The organism is Pseudomonas sp. B34(2017) (assembly GCF_002112915.1).
Classification (GTDB): Bacteria; Pseudomonadota; Gammaproteobacteria; order Pseudomonadales; family Pseudomonadaceae; genus Aquipseudomonas; species Aquipseudomonas pharyngis.
Map to the genome: position 1 here is coordinate 442,258 of NZ_NEJA01000001.1, position 21,305 is coordinate 463,562.

At 59.6% G+C, this 21,305-nt stretch carries 21 protein-coding genes; 9 read left to right on the forward strand and 12 right to left on the reverse strand.

The features are described 5' to 3' along the window. Window positions 1-44: 44 nt before the first annotated feature. Window positions 45-1,478 carry a M48 family metalloprotease gene (locus CAF80_RS02120; RefSeq protein WP_074691092.1) on the forward strand — a complete coding sequence of 478 codons (1,434 nt, stop codon included), beginning with the start codon at window positions 45-47 and terminating at the stop codon, window positions 1,476-1,478. Between the two features lie 78 nt (window positions 1,479-1,556). On the opposite strand, the gene CAF80_RS02125 is transcribed toward CAF80_RS02120, so the two are convergent. The 4 genes from CAF80_RS02125 to rpoE all read right to left on the reverse strand — a co-directional run bounded on the left by CAF80_RS02125 (window position 1,557) and on the right by rpoE (window position 5,383). Further along, window positions 1,557-2,927, reverse strand: coding sequence for a DegQ family serine endoprotease (locus tag CAF80_RS02125; RefSeq protein WP_254778452.1), 1,371 nt, complete (start codon window positions 2,925-2,927; stop codon window positions 1,557-1,559). Window positions 2,928-3,211: 284 nt separating this feature from the next. Next, a complete protein-coding gene (locus tag CAF80_RS02130) occupies window positions 3,212-4,174 on the reverse strand; it encodes a MucB/RseB C-terminal domain-containing protein (RefSeq protein WP_011332904.1) in 963 nt (320 codons plus the stop codon). Window positions 4,175-4,182: 8 nt separating this feature from the next. Continuing rightward, a complete protein-coding gene (locus CAF80_RS02135; protein WP_039772679.1) occupies window positions 4,183-4,770 on the reverse strand; it encodes a sigma-E factor negative regulatory protein in 588 nt (195 codons plus the stop codon). 31 nt (window positions 4,771-4,801) lie between these two features. After that, window positions 4,802-5,383: an RNA polymerase sigma factor RpoE gene (rpoE, locus tag CAF80_RS02140; RefSeq protein WP_003172477.1), complete on the reverse strand. Its 582-nt coding sequence runs from the start codon at window positions 5,381-5,383 to the stop codon at window positions 4,802-4,804. 558 nt (window positions 5,384-5,941) lie between these two features. Here rpoE and nadB point away from each other — a divergent pair. Next, on the forward strand, window positions 5,942-7,558 hold the full coding sequence (nadB, locus tag CAF80_RS02145) for an L-aspartate oxidase (protein ID WP_074691090.1): 1,617 nt from the start codon (window positions 5,942-5,944) through the stop codon (window positions 7,556-7,558). Here the strand turns inward: nadB and CAF80_RS02150 are convergent. Continuing rightward, entirely contained in the window at window positions 7,527-7,979 is a 453-nt protein-coding gene (locus CAF80_RS02150; protein WP_074691089.1) for a protein YgfX, read from the reverse strand. The two genes, nadB and CAF80_RS02150, sit on opposite strands and share 32 nt — an antisense overlap. Continuing rightward, complete coding sequence (locus CAF80_RS02155) at window positions 7,963-8,217, reverse strand: succinate dehydrogenase assembly factor 2 (protein ID WP_007957989.1); 255 nt, start codon at window positions 8,215-8,217, stop codon at window positions 7,963-7,965. Before CAF80_RS02155 ends, CAF80_RS02150 begins: the two co-directional genes overlap by 17 nt. 149 nt (window positions 8,218-8,366) lie before the next feature. Here CAF80_RS02155 and CAF80_RS02160 point away from each other — a divergent pair, with 149 nt between their 5' ends. Then, complete coding sequence (locus CAF80_RS02160) at window positions 8,367-9,308, forward strand: folate-binding protein YgfZ (protein WP_074691088.1); 942 nt, start codon at window positions 8,367-8,369, stop codon at window positions 9,306-9,308. Window positions 9,309-9,343: 35 nt separating this feature from the next. Beyond that, on the forward strand, window positions 9,344-10,165 hold the full coding sequence (locus CAF80_RS02165; RefSeq protein WP_085611615.1) for an HDOD domain-containing protein: 822 nt from the start codon (window positions 9,344-9,346) through the stop codon (window positions 10,163-10,165). Here the strand turns inward: CAF80_RS02165 and CAF80_RS02170 are convergent, their stop codons facing one another. Further along, window positions 10,166-11,551 (reverse strand): sensor histidine kinase, encoded by a 1,386-nt coding sequence (locus CAF80_RS02170; protein WP_039772688.1) that lies wholly within the window; start codon window positions 11,549-11,551, stop codon window positions 10,166-10,168. Next, window positions 11,544-12,215: a response regulator gene (locus CAF80_RS02175; protein ID WP_007957980.1), complete on the reverse strand. Its 672-nt coding sequence runs from the start codon at window positions 12,213-12,215 to the stop codon at window positions 11,544-11,546. The genes CAF80_RS02170 and CAF80_RS02175 overlap by 8 nt, the downstream gene beginning before the upstream one ends. A gap of 450 nt (window positions 12,216-12,665) precedes the next feature. Between CAF80_RS02175 and CAF80_RS02180 the strand changes: the two genes are divergently transcribed. From CAF80_RS02180 to CAF80_RS02195, 4 genes are read left to right on the forward strand one after another with little or no spacing between them, the layout of a single operon-like run. After that, a complete protein-coding gene (locus CAF80_RS02180; protein WP_039772690.1) occupies window positions 12,666-13,643 on the forward strand; it encodes a tripartite tricarboxylate transporter substrate binding protein in 978 nt (325 codons plus the stop codon). Between the two features lie 56 nt (window positions 13,644-13,699). Beyond that, window positions 13,700-14,158 carry a tripartite tricarboxylate transporter TctB family protein gene (locus CAF80_RS02185; protein ID WP_039772692.1) on the forward strand — a complete coding sequence of 153 codons (459 nt, stop codon included), beginning with the start codon at window positions 13,700-13,702 and terminating at the stop codon, window positions 14,156-14,158. A 1-nt stretch (window position 14,159) separates the two neighbouring features. Further along, window positions 14,160-15,674 (forward strand): tripartite tricarboxylate transporter permease, encoded by a 1,515-nt coding sequence (locus tag CAF80_RS02190; protein WP_039772694.1) that lies wholly within the window; start codon window positions 14,160-14,162, stop codon window positions 15,672-15,674. Continuing rightward, the gene (locus CAF80_RS02195) at window positions 15,667-16,704 is read left to right on the forward strand and encodes an AbrB family transcriptional regulator (protein ID WP_085666770.1); all 1,038 of its coding nucleotides are present in this window, start codon (window positions 15,667-15,669) and stop codon (window positions 16,702-16,704) included. Before CAF80_RS02190 ends, CAF80_RS02195 begins: the two co-directional genes overlap by 8 nt. Window positions 16,705-16,855: 151 nt before the next feature. Here the strand turns inward: CAF80_RS02195 and ung are convergent, their stop codons facing one another. Further along, window positions 16,856-17,551, reverse strand: coding sequence for a uracil-DNA glycosylase (gene ung, locus CAF80_RS02200; protein WP_064384152.1), 696 nt, complete (start codon window positions 17,549-17,551; stop codon window positions 16,856-16,858). A gap of 132 nt (window positions 17,552-17,683) precedes the next feature. Here ung and CAF80_RS02205 point away from each other — a divergent pair, with 132 nt between their 5' ends. Further along, window positions 17,684-18,796, forward strand: a complete 1,113-nt coding sequence (locus tag CAF80_RS02205) for an enoyl-CoA hydratase/isomerase family protein (protein ID WP_085666771.1) — start codon at window positions 17,684-17,686, stop codon at window positions 18,794-18,796. A gap of 77 nt (window positions 18,797-18,873) precedes the next feature. On the opposite strand, the gene CAF80_RS29145 is transcribed toward CAF80_RS02205, so the two are convergent. The 3 genes from CAF80_RS29145 to CAF80_RS28810 form a co-directional block, all read right to left on the reverse strand. Further along, window positions 18,874-19,647 (reverse strand): hypothetical protein, encoded by a 774-nt coding sequence (locus CAF80_RS29145; protein WP_170928266.1) that lies wholly within the window; start codon window positions 19,645-19,647, stop codon window positions 18,874-18,876. 84 nt (window positions 19,648-19,731) lie between these two features. After that, a complete protein-coding gene (locus tag CAF80_RS28805; RefSeq protein ID WP_166742340.1) occupies window positions 19,732-21,105 on the reverse strand; it encodes a hypothetical protein in 1,374 nt (457 codons plus the stop codon). Window positions 21,106-21,131: 26 nt separating this feature from the next. Then, window positions 21,132-21,305 carry a hypothetical protein gene (locus CAF80_RS28810; RefSeq protein ID WP_166742339.1) on the reverse strand — a complete coding sequence of 58 codons (174 nt, stop codon included), beginning with the start codon at window positions 21,303-21,305 and terminating at the stop codon, window positions 21,132-21,134.

The window sequence follows — 21,305 nt, forward strand, 5'->3', positions numbered from 1 at the left end:
GGTGTCCGGCTACAGTAAGGTCTTTGTCGACTAAGGCTTTGTGCATGACATTTCTGCGCCCTACCCTGCTGACGCTCGCTTGCCTGCTCGCCTCACCGGGCTTCGCCGACGACCTGCCGTCACTCGGTGACGCCAGCTCTGCCATCGTCTCACCACAACAGGAATATCAACTGGGTCGCGCCTGGCTGGCATTGCTGCGCAGCCAGGTTTCGCAGCTCAACGATCCACAACTCAAGGACTACGTCGAGTCCAGTGTCTATAAGCTGGTGGAAACCAGCCAGGTCAATGACCGACGCCTGGAATTCATCCTGATCAACAGCCCGCAGCTCAACGCCTTTGCGGCACCGGGCGGGATTGTCGGGGTCAACGGCGGCCTGTTCCTCAATGCCCAGACCGAGGGCGAATATGCCTCGGTACTGGCTCACGAACTGGCTCACTTGTCCCAACGCCACTTCGCTCGTGGCGTCGAGGCCTCGCAGCGGATGCAGGTGCCGATGATGGCGGCGCTGCTGGCCGGCATCGTGATCGCCGCTGCCGGCGCGGGCGACGCTGGCATCGCGGCGATTGCCGGCACCCAAGCGGCGGCGATCCAGGAACAACGGCGTTTCTCGCGCCAGAACGAACAGGAAGCCGACCGCATCGGCATTCTCAACCTGGAAAAGGCCGGCTACGATCCGCGCTCGATGCCGACCATGTTCGAGCGTTTGATGCGCCAGTATCGCTTTGATGCCAAACCGCCGGAGTTCCTGCTGACGCACCCGGTCACCGAATCGCGGATCGCCGACACCCGCAACCGCGCCGAGCAGGCAAAACCCGGCGGTATCGAAGACAGCAAGCGCTATCAACTGATCCGCGCGCGGGTGCAGTTGACCTACGAAGAAACGCCGGGCCTTGGTGCCAAGCGCTTTCGCGCGCAACTGGACGATAATCCGAATAACGATGTGGCCCGTTACGGATTGGCGATCGCCCAGATCAAGGGCGGTCAGCTGAACGAGGCACGAGAGAATCTCAAGCAACTGCTGGCCAAATCGCCGAACGAGATCATCTACAACCTGGCGCAGATCGATCTGGACATCACCAACAACAAGCTGGCCGATGCCCAGTCCCGGGTTGACCGGATGCTCAGTCAGTACCCGGGCAACTATCCGCTGAACCAGGTACGCGTCGATCTGCTGCTGAAACAAAACCGTACCGCCGATGCGGAGAAGGCGCTGGAAGGTTTGTTGAAATCGCGTCCGGACGATCCGGACGTGTGGTATCAGGTCGCCGAGACTCGTGGTCTGTCCGGCAACATCATTGGCCTGCATCAGGCGCGTGCCGAATATTTCGCCTTGGTCGGCGATTATCGTCAGGCCATCCAGCAACTGGACTTCGCCAAGCGCAAGGCCGGCAGCAACTTCCCGCTGTCGTCGCGTATCGATGCCCGCCAGCGCGAGCTGATGGAACAGGAGCGCATGGTCAAGGACATGATGGGTTAAACCCGCGCCAAGACAAATTCCGGACACAAAAAAACCGCCTCTTTCGAGGCGGTTTCTTTTACTTCTTCGATAACTGGATCATTCAGCCAGTTTGAAGGTGATGAAGCTGGCACGACCCTGACGCAGAACGCGCATCGACACCGAACGGTTTTTCGGCAGCGCCTTGGCGATCTCGGCGAACTCCTTCGAAGAGCCAATGGCCTGGTTGTTCAGGTGCGTGATGATGTCGCCCGGTTGCAGACCGATCAGCGCCGCAGGACCGTCCTGCACTTCCTTGATCACCACACCGCCCTTCAGGTCATAGGTTTTCTTCTGCTCGGCGCTCAGTTCGGCAACCGAAACACCCAGACGATTGCTGTTGGTCTCGGCACCGGATTTCGGCAGGGCATCCAGTTCCTTGTCTTCATCAGGAATGGCGCCGACAGTCAGCTCGATATTCTTGCGTTTGCCGTCACGAATCACTTCGAGATTGGCTTTGGCGCCGGCCTTCAACGCACCCACCAGATGTGGCAGGTCAGCGGACATGACGATCGGTTGACCGTTCATGCTCAGGATCACGTCACCCACTTGCAGGCCGCCCTTGGCAGCCGGGCCGTCATCCTGAATCTGTGCAACCAGCGCACCGGCCGGTTTGTCCAGACCGAACGACTCGGCCAGATCCTTGTTCACTTCCTGGATGACGACGCCCAACCAGCCACGACTGACCTTGCCACCGCTTTTCAGCTGGTTGGAAACGTCCATGGCCACGTCGATCGGAATGGCGAACGACACGCCCATGAAGCCACCGGAACGGGTGTAGATCTGCGAGTTGATCCCGACCACTTCACCGTTCAGGTTGAACAGCGGGCCACCGGAGTTACCCGGGTTGATCGGCACGTCGGTCTGGATGAAAGGCACGTAGTTTTCATTCGGCAGGCTGCGGCCGACGGCACTGACGATGCCCTGGGTTACGGTGTGGTCAAAGCCGAATGGCGAACCGATTGCCACGACCCACTGGCCCGCCTTCAGGTCCTGGGATTTGCCAAGCTTCAGCACTGGCAGATCCTTGCCTTCGATCTTCAGCAGCGCGACGTCGGAACGTGGGTCGGTGCCGATCAGCTTGGCTTTCATTTCACTGCGATCAGCCAGACGCACGAGGATTTCGTCGGCATCGGCGATCACGTGGTTGTTGGTCAGAATGTAGCCATCCGGCGAAATGATGAAGCCCGAACCCAACGATTGCGCCTCACGCTGGCGATCACCACGCGGAGAACGCTGTTGTGGCGGCATGCCGCGTTCGAAGAACTCGCGCAGCATCGGTGGCAAGCCTTCAAGGTCAGGCATCTGCTGGTTAACTTTGCGATCCGGCAGCTTTTGTGTGGTACTGATGTTCACCACCGCAGGCGAGGCCTGTTCGACCAGTTGGGTGAAATCAGGCAGGCTGGCCGGGCTGACCGCTTCAGCCGCCATGGCTGCAGGAACAGCCTGACCGAGCACCAGCACCGTGGCGAAAATGGAGAGATAAGACTTCAAGCTTGGTATCGACATACAGCTCCCGTTACGACGAGCAGGGTTAAGCGATATGGAGCAAGGAACACCGGAAACCACAGGCCGGCATTTTTGTTCCGGGAACAACAAACAAGGCCAGAGCCGAGAGGCTCTGACCTATAAAAAATTTTCGGGTGTTTTGCAAATGAAAATGCTCAGCAAACATTTCACGTCTCGACGACGAAGTGGAGATAGCTGGAATCAGCTCACTGCTTGCTGGTTGCAGCGCCATCATTGCGCATCGACAGGGCAATCCGTTCGGCGGTTCCGATTGGAATCTCGCCAACCACCGTCACCATCATTTCGCCTTGAGGCGTTGTCAGACGGCGGGATACGGCAACGGTCGGGCCCAGTTGAGTCCGGGTATCGGTGACGGTTGCGCCGTTCAGCGGCTCCAGGAAGACAGAAAATCGTGCAAGACCATCGTCATACATCAGGCTGTTGACCTGGGTCTTGGTTTCCGGATCCTTGTGCGAGGAGCTGCTGGTAAGTTCGAAGCCAGGAGGCAACCAGTCGGAACGCCATACCTGAGCGGTCTTGACCGCAGAAGCCTTGTCGCTGTCGAGGGTGACTGTCTTGCAATCGGAATTGGCTTGCAGATCTTTGTCGGATGGAATTTCAGAGGTATCCAGTCGCGTAAACTGGAATCTCTCGAGTAACTGCCCCTTGTCGTTCAACAGCAGCGACTTGAGCGGCAGACCCGTTTCCTTGTCCAAGTGCAGTTCGAAACCGTAGCGGTGCTGATCACGCGGCGTCAGCGATACGATCACCGCTTCACGCCCGGCCACACGCGACTTGCCAATGACGGCAAGCTCATACCAGTTCTTCAGCTTCTGAGGATCGAGAGGGCGAGCGGCGGAATTGGGAGAATCTCCCAGACCCGCAATCAGGGTGCCGCTAACGCATTGAGTATGCCCATCAATGCGCACGACTTCCTGAGCCGAACCGTCGAGCTGAAGCAAACGCTCGCGAACCTGACCATTCTGGACTCGATGCCAGATGTTGTGGGTAGAAAAGCTACCGTTACGCTCGTAAACGAATGTGCCGTGAAAGCTTTGCTGCTGCTCGGCCTGGCCCAGGCGGGTCAACCAGTCCTGAGCCTCGTCGGCGTGGGCTGGAACAATGAACCAGCCGCTGAGCAGAAGCGAAAGTAGAGGTATGGCGCGCATGATCCCCCTTAACGGTTTTCCAGGCTTGCTGCACGTGCATAAGGCAGCGCGCTCTCGGTGCCTTTCAAGGCAGCCTGTTGAGCGTGTTGACGCAGGTAACCTGGCAGACGCTGATCGTGCCAGCCTGGCTGACCTTGCAATACGCCATTGGCCATTGGGCCAGTAGCTTCCGAACTCTCACTATAACCTGCCAATACCGCCGGGCCTTTGACCTGAGGAGTGGCCAACACTGGCTGATTGGATTGCTGAGCGAGTTCGACGCCGGCGATTTCGTCCTGGTTGTACAGGCGAACACCCGCCAGAACGGCAACAGTCACCGAAGCGGCTACGGCCAGACGACCGAGGCTGCGCCATGGGCCACGAGACACTTTGGCAGGAGTCGCTTCATCTTCCAGTGCAGCAGAAACCGCCGCAGCGAGATCCAGACGTGGAAGCAACAGATCCTTGTGCATGGCTGCCCGAGCGATCTGGTAACGAGCCCAGGTTTCACGGGTTTCAACATCGTCCAGCGCATTGAGCACTCGACGCAGTTCCAGTTCGTCCGCTTCGTTATCCATCACTGCGGACAGCGATTCCTGCAGGGCTTCACGACTCATGGCGTTCCTCTCTTGGCTGTCGCCGCTGTCTTTAGTTTTCCTGCAGCAACGGCTGCAGGGCTTTATCGATGGCCTCCCGGGCGCGGAAAATCCGGGAGCGCACGGTACCAACCGGACATTGCATGACGCTCGCGATGTCCTCGTAACTCAGACCATCGAATTCGCGCAAAGTTAACGCCGTGCGCAAATCCTCTGGCAATTGCTGAATGGTTCGATGGACGGTGCCTTCGATCTCATCCCGCAGCAATGCCCGCTCTGGAGACTCGAGATCTTTCAGGCCGTGATCGCCATCATAGAACTCTGCGTCCTCGGAACTTACATCGCTATCCGGCGGCCGACGGCCGCGTGAAACCAGATAGTTCTTCGCCGTGTTAATGGCGATGCGGTACAGCCACGTATAAAACGCACTGTCGCCGCGGAAATTTCCAAGCGCTCGATACGCCTTGATAAAGGCTTCTTGTGCGACGTCCTGGGCTTCATGGGTGTCGTGCACAAAACGCACGATCAACCCGAGAATTTTGTGCTGATACTTCAGCACCAGCAGATCGAAAGCTCGCTTGTCGCCACGCTGAACGCGTTCGACCAGCTGCTGATCCTCTTCCTGGGTTAGCATGAACACTCCTCGATAAACTCGAAGGAGGCTTGCATGACCAAACGACCGGACTTGCAAACATAGACTCGGGCTTTTCGCAAAAGTTCTCCCCCTCCAAGCAAGTTTCCTGCGGGCTCTGATTTGGCACGCACGAAAAACGCAGCGCGGGATGAACCGGCTGCGCGAATAATCTTGTCATCGGCTCGCCGGCAAGAACCCAACCGCAGGTTCCGCATTGAAGCCGACACTGTCCCTTGTTTCGGGCAACTGTCTATTGATCTTGGGCCTTTGGCAAAAGTTCCAAATATTTATAGACGTGCCGCGCCGACATTGTGCAACCGTGAGCTGAAAAAGCGTGTTTCATCTGCGATACAGTCGCTTTTTCCTAAAACCGATGAAAAAACTTCCCGACAAAGCGTCCGTATTTTTTCGTCACGGTAGTTTCACAATGCCATATCGGCCCGACTATTGTGCCGCCCAACCCCTCTATATACTAGTGGGCTGTGTGGCTGTCTCGACTCGCCCATCCGCCTGTCCTGCGCCAACCCCGACCCGGGTCGCTTTGAGCGGAATCCTGAAATGAGCCAACAGTTTCAACACGATGTTCTGGTGATTGGCAGCGGCGCTGCCGGTCTGAGTCTGGCGCTGACCCTGCCCGGTCATTTGCGCATCGCCGTATTGAGCAAAGGCGACCTCGCCAACGGCTCGACCTATTGGGCCCAGGGTGGCGTCGCGGCCGTACTGGACGACACCGACACCATCGAATCCCATGTCGATGACACCCTGAATGCCGGCGGCGGCCTCTGCCATGAAGACGCGGTGCGTTTCACCGTGGAGCACAGTAAAGAAGCGATCCAGTGGCTGATCTATCAGGGCGTACCCTTCACTCGCGACGATCAGTCCGGGACTGAAGACGGCGGCTTCGAATTTCACCTCACCCGCGAAGGCGGCCACAGCCATCGCCGCATCATCCACGCCGCCGACGCCACCGGCGCCGCGATTTTCACGACCCTGCTGGCCCAGGCCAAAGAACGCCCGAACATCGAGTTGCTCGAACAGCGCGTAGCAGTCGATCTGATTACCGAGCGCCGGCTGGGGCTGGAGGGCGAACGTTGCCTGGGCGCCTACGTGCTCAACCGCAAAACCGGCGAAGTCGATACCTTCGGCGCACGCTTCGTGATCCTGGCGTCCGGCGGCGCCGCCAAAGTCTATCTATATACAAGCAACCCCGACGGAGCCTGCGGTGATGGCATCGCCATGGCCTGGCGTTCGGGTTGCCGGGTGGCGAACCTGGAGTTCAACCAGTTCCACCCCACCTGCCTCTATCATCCGCAAGCCAAGAGTTTCCTGGTAACCGAGGCCCTGCGCGGCGAAGGGGCTCATTTGAAGTTGCCGAACGGCGAGCGCTTCATGCAGCGCTTCGACTCACGTGCAGAACTGGCGCCACGGGACATCGTCGCCCGCGCCATTGACCACGAGATGAAGCGCCTGGGTGTCGATTGCGTCTACCTCGACATCAGCCACAAGCCGGAAGCTTTCATCAAATCGCACTTCCCGACCGTCTACGAGCGCTGCCTCGGCTTCGGCATCGACATCACCAAACAACCGATCCCGGTCGTGCCGGCGGCGCATTACACCTGCGGCGGCGTGATGGTCGATCAACAGGGCCGCACCGACGTCCCCGGTCTGTACGCCATCGGCGAAACCAGCTTCACCGGCCTGCACGGCGCCAACCGCATGGCCAGCAACTCGCTGCTCGAATGCTTCGTCTACGCCCGATCGGCAGCGGCGGACATTCTCGAGCAACTGCCCGACGTCGCCATCCCGCACGCCCTGCCCGCCTGGGACGCCAGCCAGGTGACCGACTCCGACGAAGACGTGATCATCGCCCACAACTGGGACGAATTGCGGCGCTTCATGTGGGACTACGTGGGCATCGTGCGTACCAACAAGCGCTTGCAACGGGCTCAGCATCGGGTGCGTCTGCTGCTGGACGAAATCGACGAGTTCTACAGCAACTATAAAGTCAGTCGCGATCTGATCGAGCTGCGCAACCTGGCGCAAGTGGCGGAACTGATGATCCGTTCCGCCATGGAACGCAAGGAAAGCCGAGGCCTGCATTACACCCTCGACTATCCGGACCTGCTGCCCGAAGCACTCGACACTATTCTGGTGCCGCCCACCTACGCCGGCTGAACTTCAGGCGAACCCGCAGGCGCCGGTGCAGATCCGCCGCCTGCGCATCCCGCGGCACGCAGATCGATCTGACTCGCCGCTCACCACGCAATCGAAAGCGCAGCACCACGATCAGCGGCAGCGCCAGGCTGTCCGGGCGCAATTGCACCGCCTGCCAGCCATCGGCCCGATTCCACAATTGCCAGCCATCGACGTCACGACGCAATCCGCAAAATGCCTTGGGATGACTCAGCAGAATCTGCCGCGGCAACACCCGCGCAGCATGGCCGAGACACGCGAAAGCCCCGAGCAACCCAGCCCAGAATGGAATCGATAACAGAAACAGAGAACCCAGCGCGAATGCCTGGGCCAACAGATACGCCGCCAGCAACTGCCGTGAGGCATGCCAGCGGCATTCAAACGTGTTACTTGGGCTGGACACGATCCAGAATCATGCGAACCATGCGTTGCAGCTCGGGATCTTCCGATTCGCTGCGCTCCATGAACCAGCCGAACATGTCCTGATCCTCGCACTCAAGCAGGCGGACATACAGCGCGCGATCCACCTCGTTCAGATTGGCGTAGACCTCTTTCACGAACGGCACCAGCAACACGTCGAGTTCCAGCATGCCGCGACGGCTGTGCCAAAAGAGGCGATTCAGTTCAACTTGTTCGACCATGGAGCCCTCCTCAAATAGGCCGCAAGTATACAGGCCCGAAGCGGCCCGAACAGTCGGCTTTGGTCGGGCACCATCGATCCTTTATGAACTACCCATTTCAACACCGCCCCCTTATGATGTGCCCCAGTCTATTTACCCTGCGATGACCCATGGCCGATTCTGCTTTTTTCTGCACCCTGTCTCATGAAGGCGTTCTCGCGGTTCGCGGCGCGGATGCCGGCAAATTCCTGCAAGGCCAGCTGACCTGCAACATCAATTATCTGAGCGAAACCCAGGCCAGCCTCGGCGCCCGCTGCACGCAGAAAGGCCGGATGCAGTCGAGTTTCCGCATCGTGCTGGAAGGCGACGGCGTGCTGCTGGCGATGGCCGGCGAGCTGCTGGAGCCGCAACTGGCGGACCTGAAAAAGTACGCAGTGTTCTCCAAATCGAAACTGACCGACGAAAGCGCCTCCTGGGTGCGCTTCGGCCTCGATGATGGCGATGCGGTCCTGAGCAGTCTGGGCCTGGAACTGCCGGCAGACACCGACAGCGTGGCCCGCAACGAAGGGCTGATCGCTATTCGCGTCTCCCCTAATCGTGCCGAACTCTGGGTGCCCGCCGATCAGGCCGACACCATCAAAGGCAAGCTGTCCGCGCAATTGACCGAAGCCGAACTCAATCAATGGCTGCTGGGCCAGATCCGCGCCGGCATCGGTCAGGTCATGCCGAGCACCCGCGAGCTGTTCATCCCGCAGATGCTCAATCTGCAGGCCGTCGGCGGTGTGAGTTTCAAGAAAGGCTGCTACACCGGCCAGGAAATCGTCGCGCGCATGCAGTACCTGGGCAAACTCAAGCGTCGCCTGTACCGCGTGCAACTGGACGCCGCTGAGCTGCCGGAGCCCGGCACCCCGCTGTTCGCCCCGAGCCACGGCAGTTCGATCGGCGAAGTGGTGCTGGCCGCCCGTACCGAAAAGAATATTGAACTGCTGGCGGTGTTGCAGGCCGAAGCTGCCGAAGCGGGCGACTTGCATCTGGGCTCGGCCGAAGGTCCGGCGCTGCACTTGCTCGACCTGCCATACGAACTGGATCGCGACCGCGAAATCCAGCGTTGATCGCAGCATTTGTTGCAACACCCTAGAGAAACGACATGAGTGAGCTGGCGGATAAGGTCCAACAGGATTTGGTTGAGGCCATCGATAACGATGACCTGGTTCTGCCAACGTTACCGGAAGTGGCCCTGCAGATTCGCAAGGCCGCCGAAGACCCGGACATCAGCGTCAGCGACCTGAGCAAAGTGATTGGCCGCGACACGGCGCTGTCGGCGCGTCTGATCAAAGTGGTCAATAGCCCGCTGCTGCGCGCCACCCAGGAAGTCACCGACCTGCACACCGCCATCACCCGGCTCGGCGTCAACTACAGCAGCAACCTGGCGATCGGTCTGGTGATGGAGCAGATCTTCCACGCCCGCTCCGACGTGGTCGAACAGAAAATGCGCGAAGTCTGGCGCAAGAGCCTGGAGATCGCCGGCGTCAGCTACGCCCTCTGCCGCCGTTACACCCAGCTCAAGCCCGATCAGGCTGCGCTCGGTGGACTGGTTCATCAGATCGGCGTATTGCCGATCCTGACCTACGCCGAAGACCACTACGAATTGCTGTCCGACCCGGTCAGCCTCAATCATGTGATCGACCACATTCACCCGTTGCTCGGCGACAAGCTGCTGCGGGTCTGGGAGTTTCCGGAGCGCCTGGTGGAGCTGCCGGGGCTGTATCAGGACCTCAAGCGCGAATCGCAGCACATCGATTACGTCGACATCGTGCAAGTGGCCAGCCTGTATTGCCACAAGGACACCGACCATCCGCTGGCCCGCATCGATCCGTTCAGCGTGCCGGCGTTCCGCAAGCTTGGTATCGATCCGGAAAACAAGGCGCTGTGCGCCGATCTGGAAGAATCGCGGTCGATGTTCTACTGATCAACCGGCGACAAAACTCACCCGTACCTTCAAACCCGCCTGTTCACCATCGTGCAGACTGATCTGCGCCAGATGCGCGCGGCAGATCTCCCCGACAATCGCCAGCCCCAGCCCGGAACCAGCGACCTGCTGGTTGCGCCGGTAAAAACGTTCGAACACCCGATCCCGCTCTTCCAGCGGAATGCCCGGCCCATCGTCTTCAACCTCCAGCACCGCGGGCGCGGTGACCCGCAGAATCACGTTGCCGCCCGGCGGCGTGTGCGCCAGTGCGTTGTCCACCAGATTGCTCAGCAGTTCGTTGAGCAATGTCGGCTCGCCGCGCAGCCACACCGGCTCGTCCGCTTCCAGCGCCAACGCCACGCCACGCGCGTGGGCCAACGGCGCCATGGCCATGCCCAGCTCACGGGCCAACTGACTCAGATCGAGCAACTGTGCACCGCCCTCGGCAATCGCCCGGGCGCCGTTTTCCACCCGGGCCAGCGACAGCAATTGATTGGCCAGATGGGTCAGGCGATCCGTGCTTTGTGCCGAGGATTCCAGCGTTTCGCGCCAGGTCTGCGGCTCGTTCGAGCGCAAGCCCAGTTCAAGCCGCGCCTTGAGCGCTGCCAGTGGGGTGCGCAGTTCATGGGCCGCATCGGCGATGAATTGCGCCTGCCGCTCGAATTGCCCGCGCAGGCGTTCGGTAAAGTGATTGAGCGCACGCACCAGCGGCGACAACTCATGCTGGACTTCCACCAGCGGCAACGGACGCAAGTCGTCAGGCTGGCGCTCTTCCACTGCCGTGCGCAGACGTTCGATCGGCCGTAGCGCAGCACTCACCGCAAACCACACCAGCAACAACGCGCCAATCGCCAGCATCCCGAGCCGCAGCAAGGTGTCGGCCGCCAGGCTGCGGGCCATGCTGACGCGCGCCTCATCGGTTTCGGCAACGCGGATTTCAGCCATGCCGTTCATGTTCGGCTCGCTGACCGCTTTGAGCAGGCTCACCACACGCACGTTCTGCCCCTGATATTTCGCGTCGTAAAACCGCGCCAGGGCGGGATAGCTGTCGGTTCTCGGCGTGCCCGGCGGCGGGCCCGGCAGGTTTTCATAACCGGAAATCAACTTCTGGTTGATGTCGTTGACCTGGTAATAGATGCGCCCTGCACTGTCGTAAGCGAAGGTGTCGAGCGCCACGTAAGGCACGTCGGCACTGAGGCTGCCATCGCGCTGCGACAGACCGGCGGCGATAGTTCGCGCCGAGGCCAGCAGCGTGCGGTCGTAGGCGGTGTCGGCAGCTTCGCGACCGTTCCAGTACGCACTCAATCCGCTGGCGAGCATCAACACCACCAGCAGCAGTGCGAGGTTCCACAGCAACCGCCAGCGCAGGCTGCTGGGCTTATGCATCGCGGCTTTCCAGCAAATAGCCCAGACCGCGGAACGTCACGATGGCCACCGAATGGCCGTCGAGCTTCTTGCGCAGGCGGTGCACGTAGATTTCGATGGCATCGGGGCTGGCCTCTTCGTCGAGACCGAACACCTGCGCAGCCAGTTGCTCCTTGCTCATCACTCGACCCGGACGGGCGATCAGCGCTTCGAGCACCGCTTGTTCGCGAGAAGTCAGTGTCAGCAATTCATCGCCGAGGGTGAAGCGCCGGGTGTCGAGGTCATAGGCCAGCACACCGCAGCGCTGCTGGCGTTCGCCACCAAGCACACTGCGGCGCAGCAACGCCTTGACCCGTGCTTCGAGCTCGGTGAGTTCGAACGGTTTGGCCAGATAATCGTCGGCCCCAAGATTGAGCCCATGGACCCGATCCTTGACGTCGCTGCGAGCGGTCAGCATCAGCACCGGCAGGTTCTTGCCCCGGGCCCGCAGGCGCGCCAGCACTTCAAAACCGTCCATGCGCGGCAGGCCGACATCAAGGATCGCCACCGCGTATTCCTCGCTGCCCAGGGCCAGGTCAGCGGCCACGCCATCGTGCAAGACATCCACGGTCAGACCGGTGCTCTTGAGCGCTTGGGCGACGCTTTCGGCCAGCGGCAAATGGTCTTCAACGAGCAGGACACGCATGGATCTCTACCTCATTCAGGGATGGCCGACGCCATTCTTTGCGGCGGAGTTTACAGCCGCAACCGCCACTGTGAAGCCTGAAAACACGCGAAAGAATACTGAAAGGTTAGCGAAAGGTTGGGCCGTTAGAGTCGCTTCACCGAAGGTCCCGACTGCCGACCTTCGCCGTTTTGTCTGTCCATACACCGTAGCTTCAAAACGTAGCTCTCGAAAAACGCCTCGATGCGTTTTCGCCAATAAGAACAATAACGAGGTACTGCACCATGCTGTCCACACAGCTTCAGGTTGACCCGTTTCATTCTTCCTCTCGAATTTCCCCGTTTTCGCTTGTCAGCGCCGTCGTCGGCTGCGCGGCGTTCAACCCGTCCGGGTCTGAGCCTGTTAGCCTGCGCGCGCGAAACCGCCGCACCTGAAACATCCCCAAAAACAACAACTCCCGTGGAGACACTCATGAACCGATCCCTGCGCCGTTTCGCCCTCGCTGCCGGTTGCGTGCTGTTCGCCGGCCAACTGATGGCCGAACCGAAACGCCCCGAATGCATTGCCCCCGCCTCCCCCGGCGGCGGTTTCGACCTGACCTGCAAACTGGCGCAAAGCGCGCTGGTCAACGAAAAACTGCTGACCAAACCGATGCGCGTGACTTACATGCCCGGCGGCGTCGGCGCGGTGGCGTACAACGCCGTTGTGGCGCAGCGTCCGGCCGATGCCGGCACGCTGGTGGCGTGGTCCAGCGGCTCGCTGCTGAACCTGGCCCAGGGCAAGTTCGGTCGGTTCGATGAAACCAACGTGCGCTGGCTGGCGGCGGTCGGCACCAGCTACGGCGCCATCGCGGTGAAAAGCGATTCGCCCTACAAAACCCTTGATGATCTCGTGCAGGCGCTGAAGAAAGATCCGAGTTCCGTGGTCATTGGCTCCGGCGGTACCGTCGGCAGCCAGGACTGGATGCAGACTGCACTGATCGCCAAAGCCGCCGGGATCAACCCGCGCGACCTGCGCTACGTCGCCCTCGAAGGGGGCGGCGAGATCGCCACCGCCCTGCTCGGCGGTCATATCCAGGTCGGCAGTACCGACATTTCCGACTCCATGCCGCATATCCAGAGCGGCGACATGCGCCTGCTGGCCGTGTTTGCCGAGAAACGCCTGGACGAGCCGGAAATGAAGGACATTCCTACCGCGCGCGAGCAAGGCTACGACATCGTCTGGCCGGTGGTGCGCGGTTTCTACCTCGGGCCAAAAGTCAGCGATGAAGACTACGCCTGGTGGAAAGACTCCTTCGACAAACTGCTGGCCTCCGACGACTTCGCCAAGCTGCGCGATCAGCGTGAACTGTTCCCGTTCGCCATGACCGGTCCCGAGCTGGACACCTACGTCAAGAAGCAAGTGGCGGACTACAAGGTGCTGGCCAAAGAGTTCGGCCTGATTCAGTGATCGTCTCTGTCTAGCGTCCATGGCCCTCTCACCGGGGCCATGGCAGGAGTTCCCTCATGCTTATTCAACGCATTTTTGCCTCGGTGCTGTTGCTGGCCTGTGCCGGCCTGGCACTGATGGCGTGGCCGTATCAGGCGGCTTTTTCCTACGAACCGGTGGGCCCTCGGGCGTTTCCATTGCTGATGCTCGGCCTGATGGGCCTGGCGCTGCTGTACATGGTGTTCCGCCCGGCGCCGATCAAACACAGCGAGGACGAACCGCCGCTGGATCGCGAAACCCTGACCAAGATCGCGATCTGCGTCGCCCTGCTGCTGGTGTTCGCCGGTTTGTTCGAACCGCTGGGCTTCATCCTCAGCAGCATTCTGATCGGCATCCCGATGGCGCGCCTGTATGGCGGGCGCTGGGTGCCCAGCGTCATTGTCACGACGCTGATGGCGATTGGTTTGTACGTGTTGTTCGACCGCGTGATGGACGTACCGCTGCCCCTCGGCCTGCTCGACGTTCTGGAGAACTGATATGGATACTCTCGGTTATTTGGGTCAGGGCTTCGGCGTCGCGCTGAGTCCATACAACCTGGTCACGGCCCTGACCGGCACGTTGATCGGCACCGTGGTCGGCTTGTTGCCGGGCCTGGGCCCGATCAATGGCGTGGCGTTGCTGATCCCGATTGCATTCGCCCTCGGGCTGCCGCCGGAATCGGCACTGATCCTGCTGGCAGCGGTTTATCTGGGTTGCGAATACGGCGGCCGGATCAGCTCGATCCTGCTGAACATTCCGGGCGAAGCCTCCACCGTAATGACTACCCTCGACGGTTACCCGATGGCCCGCAAAGGCCTGGCTGGCGTGGCGCTGTCGTTGTCGGCATGGAGTTCGTTCATCGGCGCCTTCATCGCCACCTGCGGCATGGTGCTGTTCGCCCCGCTGCTGGCGAAATGGGCGATTGCCTTCGGTCCGGCGGAATACTTCGTGTTGATGGTGTTCGCGATTGTCTGTCTCGGCGGCATGGCCGGTGACCGACCGCTGAAGACTTTCATTGCGGCGTTGATCGGCCTGTTCCTGTCCAGCGTCGGCATCGACGCCAACAGCGGCGTTTACCGTTTCACCGGCGACAACATTCACCTGACTGACGGCATTCAGTTCGTGGTGCTGGTACTGGGCCTGTTCTCGGTCAGCGAAATCCTCCTGCTGCTGGAAAAAACCCATCGCGGCCAGGAAGCGGTGAAAGCCACCGGGCGGATGATGTTCAACTTCAAGGAAGCGGCGTCGGTGTTCGTGGTGAACATCCGTTGCGGCCTGCTCGGTTTCATCATGGGCGTGTTGCCGGGTGCCGGTGCGACCCTCGCCAGCGCCGTGGCCTACATGACCGAGAAACGCATCGCCGGCGCCAGCGGCAAGTTTGGCCAGGGCGACGCCCGCGGCCTCGCCGCACCGGAAACCGCCATCGGTGCCTCCGCTTGCGGCGCGCTGGTGCCGATGCTGACCCTCGGCGTTCCGGGTTCGGGCACCACGGCGGTGATGATCGGCGCCCTGTCGCTGTACAACATCACTCCCGGCCCGCTGCTGTTCCAGCAACAACCGGACATCGTCTGGGGCCTGATCGCCTCGCTGTTCATCGCCAACATCATGCTGGTGATCCTGAACATCCCGATGATCCGCATCTTCACCCGTATCCTCGCCGTGCCGAACTGGGCTCTGGTGCCGGTGATCGCGATCATCACCGGGATCGGTGTGTACGCCGTACACGCGACCACATTCGACCTGTTCCTGATGGTCGGCATCGGCATCTTCGGCTACATCCTGCGCAAACTGGACTTCCCGCTGTCGCCAGTGCTGCTGGGGTTCATCCTCGGCGGGCTGATGGAGCAGAACCTGCGCCGGGCGCTGTCGATTTCCAACGGTGCGCTGGAAATCCTCTGGTCGAGCCCGATCACCTTCGGCGTCTGGGTGTTGACTGCCATCATGTTGCTGATGCCGCTGCTGCGCATCTGGCGCAAACGCTCGGCCGCGCAACGCGCCGTTGCCGATGTCTGATCGGCTCTCCCTCAAAACCTGGTGGGGAACCCCGCTGGTCGGTCTGCTTGGCGGTTACATCGCCAGCCAGATCGGCTGGCCGCTGCCGTGGATGGTCGGCTCGTTGCTGGCGATCATCCTGGTGCGCTGCCTGACCCCTTGGCAATTGACCGAAATCCCTGGCGGCCGCAAGTGCGGCCAGTGGATCGTCGGGATCGGCATCGGCCTGCATTTCACCCCGCTGGTGATGGAACAGGTGCTCGGCCACTTCGGCCTGATCTTCTTCGGCGCGCTGGTCACCAGCCTCTCGGCGGTGGTCGGCGTGTGGCTGATGCGCCGCACCGGCGAGGATCGCGCCACAGCGTTTTTCTCCAGCATGCCCGGCGGCTCCGGGGAGATGGTCAACCTCGGCGCCCGCAACGGCGCGCTGCTCAGCCATGTCGCGGCCGGGCAGAGTCTGCGGGTGTTGGTGGTGGTGTTGTGTGTTCCGGCGGCGTTCAAGTATCTGCTGGGTGACGGCACCCCGATTTCACACGCCGGCAGCGTCGATTGGCGCTGGCTGGCGATTCTTTTTCCGGCGGGCGGCCTGCTCGCCTGGCTCTGGCAACGTCTGCGTCAACCCAACCCTTGGCTGTTCGGCCCGCTGCTGGTCAGCGCGGCAGTGAGCATCGGCTGGGATCTGCACATCGGCCTGCCCAATGGCGGCAGTCAGATCGGCCAGTGGCTGATCGGCAGCGGTCTGGGCTGTCACTTCAACCGCCAGTTCTTCCGCCGCGCACCATCGTTCATGGGACGCACGTTGATCGGCACGGCGCTGACCATGTTGATCGCGACACTGGCGGCGTTGGGATTGAGTGCGCTGACCCATCTGGATCTACGATCGCTGACCCTGGGCATGATGCCCGGCGGGATCGCCGAGATGAGTCTGACGGCGGAAACCCTGCAACTGTCGGTGCCGCTGGTGACGGCGATGCAGGTGATGCGGTTGTTGTTCGTGCTGTTTCTGGCGGAACCGTTGTTCAAATACTGGAACCGTAATCCCGAAACCTGAGCCGGTGTTTGATCGTTCCCACGCTCTGCGTGGGAATGCAGCCCGGGACGCTCCGCGTCCCAAAGCGGACGCAGAGCGCTCATTGAGGCATTCCCACGCGGACGGTTCGACGCCTCGACGTGGGAACGAAATTAGCCGCCAGCCCTGAACGTCAGACCACCGACGGAAGGCGCCATTCAATCGGCGCTTCGCCATTCTGCTCCAGGAATTTATTGGTGCGGCTGAAATGCCCGCAACCAAGGAAACCGCGATAAGCCGACAGCGGCGACGGGTGCACCGAGGTCAGTACCAGATGTTTGGTGGCATCGATCAGCTTCTGCTTGCTCTGCGCATGGGCGCCCCAGAGCATGAACACCAGATGCGGCTGTTTCTGGCTGACCACTTCAATGATCCGATCCGTGAAGAACTGCCAGCCCTTGTCCTTGTGCGCATTGGCGTTGGCCCGCTCGACGGTCATGGTGGTGTTGAGCATCAGCACACCCTGATCGGCCCAGCTCTGCAGATAGCCGTGATTGGGGATGTCGATGTTCAGGTCGCGCTTCAACTCTTTATAGATGTTGACCAGCGATGGCGGCGCCGGCACGCCCGGTTGCACCGAAAAGCACAAGCCGTGGGCCTGGCCCGGGCCGTGGTACGGATCCTGGCCGAGGATGACCACTTTTACCTTGTCCAGCGGCGTCGAGTTCAACGCGTTGAAGATCATCGGGCCCGGCGGATAGATTTCCTTGCCGGCCGCCCGCTCCTGCTGCAGAAAAGTGCGCAACTCTGCCATGTAGGGCTGGTCGAATTCGGCACGCAGTGCCTCCTTCCAGCTCGGTTCGAGTTTGATACGGTCGTCAGCAGTCATGGTCATACCCGGCAAAAACAATGGGGCGAACCCTAGGAAAGCCGACCACGCTTGTCAATTGATCTGACGCAGATCCGGCACTTTCCCACACAGCGATCATACTGATCGTTCAAATTCCCGATCGAGGTCACGATGAATCTGCACTTCGAAGAACTCACCGGCACCGACGGCGCGCGCATCGGCGTGGCCACGCTGGATGCCGAAAAGTCGCTCAATGCGCTGTCCCTGCCGATGATCCACGCCCTGAGCGACAAACTGAACGCCTGGGCCAAGGATCCGCAAATCGTCTGCGTGCTACTGCGCGGCAACGGCGCCAAGGCCTTCTGCGCCGGCGGCGAAGTCCGCAGCCTGGTGGAAGCCTGCCGGGCCCATCCCGGTGAGGTGCCGCCGCTGGCCGCACAGTTTTTCAACGCTGAATACCGTCTGGACTACAGCCTGCACACCTATCCGAAACCGTTGATCTGCTGGGGCCATGGTTATGTGCTCGGCGGCGGCATGGGCCTGCTGCAAGGCGCGAGCATCCGGATCGTCACGCCGAGCAGTCGACTGGCGATGCCGGAAATCAGCATCGGCCTGTACCCGGATGTCGGCGCCAGTTGGTTTCTGTCGCGGCTGCCGGGCAAGCTCGGTTTGTTCCTTGGCTTGACCGGCGCGCACATGAACGGTCGCGATGCGATCGATCTGGATCTGGCCGACCGTTTCCTGCTCGACGAACAGCAGCAGGAACTGATCGACGGTTTGTTGCAGTTGAACTGGCAGGAACAGACCGCCATGCAGCTCAACAGCCTGCTCAAGGCGTTACAGCAGGAAGCCGTGGCGCAGATGCCTGAGGCGCAATGGCTGCCGCGTCGGCAGCAGATCGATGAATGGCTGGATGTCAGCGACGTGACCTGCGCCTGGAAAGCCATCAGCCTGCATCGCGACAGCAGCGATCTGTTGATTGCCCGTGCCGCGAAAACCATGAGTGAAGGTTCGCCGCTTACCGCGCATCTGGTCTGGGAACAGATCATCCGCGCCCGCCACATGTCGCTGGCCGAAGTCTTTCAGATGGAATACACCCTGAGTCTCAATTGCTGCCGGCATCCGGAGTTCAGCGAAGGAGTTCGGGCGCGGCTGATCGACAAGGATCAAAAACCGCACTGGCACTGGCCGGACATCGCCCGGGTGCCGGACGCGGTGGTCGAGGCGCACTTTCATAAGGTGTGGGAGGGGCGGCATCCGCTGGCGGATCTGTCGCAATACTAAAACCGATCATTGCCCGCGATGGCAGTCTCCTAAGCTCTGTCGCGGGAAGTTTGAGCCCGTTGCGAAACTATCTGCGATCAAACATTCAACTCGTAAAACGCGATTATTTCCTTCATTGCCCGCAACGCCTCCTCATCATTTCTCGGCAAGATGTCCTCTACGTCCCGTAAGGGAGGTAGAGGGTGCAAAAGCTCAGCGAGCTGGTTCGCAGTGTAATTCTTAACAGCTCTCTCTTCTCCTTGAACACTGATGAAGCTGATAGCGGCATCGCCTCCTGAAAAGTGTTCGGAGACACGTATCTTTGGAGACATGCCATAACTCACTACGATGACGAGATCATCCCGTTCACGGTGAAACTGGAGTTGATCAATCGACAGTCCGACCTCCGAAAAGTCTATACCGTCGGTTCCGCCACCGGCATTGACTACCAGATCTCGTCCGAGACCATCATATTTATAAACATCATTGCCCCCGCCACCGGACAAGGTGTCATTGCCCGGCCCACCGTAAAGCACGTCATCGCCTGAACCACCGCCGAGCAGATCATCTCCTTGCATCCCTCTTATTTCACCAGCGCCGCTGAGGGTGTCATTACCGCGACCGCCCACGAGCGGTAGAAAACGGTTGTCTCGAAAAGACTTAACCTGAGTAGCGTACTGAACGGTGATGCCATGATGATAAGTATCGGGGGCAATGCCTAATCGGCTAACGAGATCTTTAAAACTGATGCTCGACCCGTCAGAAAACCTCACCCGTTCAATACCGGAACCACCGATGTCATCCGGATTGGGCAAAACGATTCGTACTTTTTGAGTTCCGCCCCATTCGATATCGAGTGTGGTGTACAACATCTGGGCCCGAGGCGGTTGACGATGAGCGCTACGTGGTGGGGCGGGTGAGAGTTCGATATTTACCGTCTCAACCAACACAGCGCCCTAGGTTAGCTTCAACTTATCTGGTTTCGCCTCTTCCGGAAGAACGACTGTATCAACATCAAGCCCCGCAAACTCTTCATGCCACCCAGAGACTCCAACCTCGGGACGCAAAAAAACAGGATTAAGCACGTCGGCAATAATGGTGGTTGCGCCATCATGCGCTTCAACTATGTAAGTGTCGGGACCGTTTTCGCCGTAAAGCCAATCTTCTCCCGGCCCACTGATCAAATAATCGGCACCCTGTTTGCCCGAAGCCAAATCCGAATAGGAAAAGGTCTGGACAGTATTTCGACCGAACGATCCATTGGTTCGGGCAATCAGCCGGGCCAGCATTTCCGAGCGATCAGCAAGCCACTGCTCAGTGATGAAACCCTCCCCCGTTTCGGGATCGTAAAGCTCCAGTTCGCGTCCGGAAAAACCGTCGGCCCGCTCAATCACGATTTCGCTTAGTTGCTTGAGGGAATTGCGTAACGCGGCGCCGATTGGCGTTGCCTGACTGGCCAACGTTGCCCAGTCCTTGGCACTGCCATACTCGCCAATGGTTCTGGTAACGATGCTTTGCGATTGAGACGGAGAAAGTGCGGAGAAAAATGTGTAGGCATTGGAGGCGAAGGTTTCGTCGGTGGTAGGCGTGGCGGCCGAGTTTCCGTCGTAGGTTCGCCTGAGCATGTCAAAGAAATCATTCAGGTTATATCGCAATATCAAGCTGACAATAGGTGAGATGGGCGTACCTTTCACCACATGCTGAATCAGCGGATTGATGTTGCCACTGGCAAGAGCGATGTTTATCTGTTCGGGCAGGACTGAAAACAGGCTTTCAACCATATTCGACCCGAAGTTTTTAATCACTGCCTGCAATGCAACACTGTATGAGTCCACGGCAAACAGAATATTCTTTAGATCGTCCAGCCTATTGAACTTGGCGAGGTCATGATTACCTTTGATGTGGGAGTCCGGATCACCCGCGGAGATCAATCGCCAGGTTTCATAGGGTCTTTCTCCACCCAGCAGACTAAAGCCGATTGTTCCAGACCATCCCGCATTACGACTGGTAGCTGTATCAATGTCACCAACATCTTCACGAAATAATACTTTACCAATAGCGCTCGCATCGATTGCTGCAATTTGGCTTATGGAGGGCACAGCCCATGGCGCCAAATCATGTTCAACGGACCCTTTTATCAGCGCATTCATGAAATTGACAGCCACCTGATTAGATGACTCTTGCATCTTGAAATCGCTAAACTTTTTATTTAGCCTCAACTCCCCCTGCCGCAGGGTGTAGGCTCGGATCAATGTAGAGTAAGCGCCCACCCCGCCATTCGCATCAATTGCTACATCGAGCCAGAGTTTGGCATTTTTAAAAATACCCATTACGTTCTCATCGAACGCAGAACAATCTAAAATTTTTCACCCAAAATATTTGACAATACGCGGTAAAGTACAGCACAGCTTCGCCCCTCTACCGCCACAGCACGATACTCTTGCCGCTCGACATTGAACTCCATCCCATCACAAACATTTGCAGCCTGCAAAATTGCCGTCTTTTCCAAATCGCTGAATATATAAGTCAT

What these genes read in the sequence shown, in the direction of transcription:
- CAF80_RS02190 (WP_039772694.1), top strand. Translation starts at nt 14,160, where the DNA reads ATGGATACTCTCGGTTATTTGGGTCAGGGCTTCGGCGTCGCGCTGAGT.
- rpoE (WP_003172477.1), bottom strand. Translation starts at nt 5,383, where the DNA reads ATGCTAACCCAGGAAGAGGATCAGCAGCTGGTCGAACGCGTTCAGCGT.
- CAF80_RS29145 (WP_170928266.1), bottom strand. Translation starts at nt 19,647, where the DNA reads ATGTTGTACACCACACTCGATATCGAATGGGGCGGAACTCAAAAAGTA.
- CAF80_RS02175 (WP_007957980.1), bottom strand. Translation starts at nt 12,215, where the DNA reads ATGCGTGTCCTGCTCGTTGAAGACCATTTGCCGCTGGCCGAAAGCGTC.
- CAF80_RS02205 (WP_085666771.1), top strand. Translation starts at nt 17,684, where the DNA reads ATGAATCTGCACTTCGAAGAACTCACCGGCACCGACGGCGCGCGCATC.
- CAF80_RS02160 (WP_074691088.1), top strand. Translation starts at nt 8,367, where the DNA reads ATGGCCGATTCTGCTTTTTTCTGCACCCTGTCTCATGAAGGCGTTCTC.
- CAF80_RS28810 (WP_166742339.1), bottom strand. Translation starts at nt 21,305, where the DNA reads ATGACTTATATATTCAGCGATTTGGAAAAGACGGCAATTTTGCAGGCT.
- CAF80_RS02130 (WP_011332904.1), bottom strand. Translation starts at nt 4,174, where the DNA reads ATGCGCGCCATACCTCTACTTTCGCTTCTGCTCAGCGGCTGGTTCATT.
- ung (WP_064384152.1), bottom strand. Translation starts at nt 17,551, where the DNA reads ATGACTGCTGACGACCGTATCAAACTCGAACCGAGCTGGAAGGAGGCA.
- nadB (WP_074691090.1), top strand. Translation starts at nt 5,942, where the DNA reads ATGAGCCAACAGTTTCAACACGATGTTCTGGTGATTGGCAGCGGCGCT.
- CAF80_RS02120 (WP_074691092.1), top strand. Translation starts at nt 45, where the DNA reads ATGACATTTCTGCGCCCTACCCTGCTGACGCTCGCTTGCCTGCTCGCC.
- CAF80_RS28805 (WP_166742340.1), bottom strand. Translation starts at nt 21,105, where the DNA reads ATGGGTATTTTTAAAAATGCCAAACTCTGGCTCGATGTAGCAATTGAT.
- CAF80_RS02180 (WP_039772690.1), top strand. Translation starts at nt 12,666, where the DNA reads ATGAACCGATCCCTGCGCCGTTTCGCCCTCGCTGCCGGTTGCGTGCTG.
- CAF80_RS02135 (WP_039772679.1), bottom strand. Translation starts at nt 4,770, where the DNA reads ATGAGTCGTGAAGCCCTGCAGGAATCGCTGTCCGCAGTGATGGATAAC.
- CAF80_RS02165 (WP_085611615.1), top strand. Translation starts at nt 9,344, where the DNA reads ATGAGTGAGCTGGCGGATAAGGTCCAACAGGATTTGGTTGAGGCCATC.
- CAF80_RS02195 (WP_085666770.1), top strand. Translation starts at nt 15,667, where the DNA reads ATGTCTGATCGGCTCTCCCTCAAAACCTGGTGGGGAACCCCGCTGGTC.
- CAF80_RS02155 (WP_007957989.1), bottom strand. Translation starts at nt 8,217, where the DNA reads ATGGTCGAACAAGTTGAACTGAATCGCCTCTTTTGGCACAGCCGTCGC.
- CAF80_RS02185 (WP_039772692.1), top strand. Translation starts at nt 13,700, where the DNA reads ATGCTTATTCAACGCATTTTTGCCTCGGTGCTGTTGCTGGCCTGTGCC.
- CAF80_RS02125 (WP_254778452.1), bottom strand. Translation starts at nt 2,927, where the DNA reads ATGGCGGCTGAAGCGGTCAGCCCGGCCAGCCTGCCTGATTTCACCCAA.
- CAF80_RS02170 (WP_039772688.1), bottom strand. Translation starts at nt 11,551, where the DNA reads ATGCATAAGCCCAGCAGCCTGCGCTGGCGGTTGCTGTGGAACCTCGCA.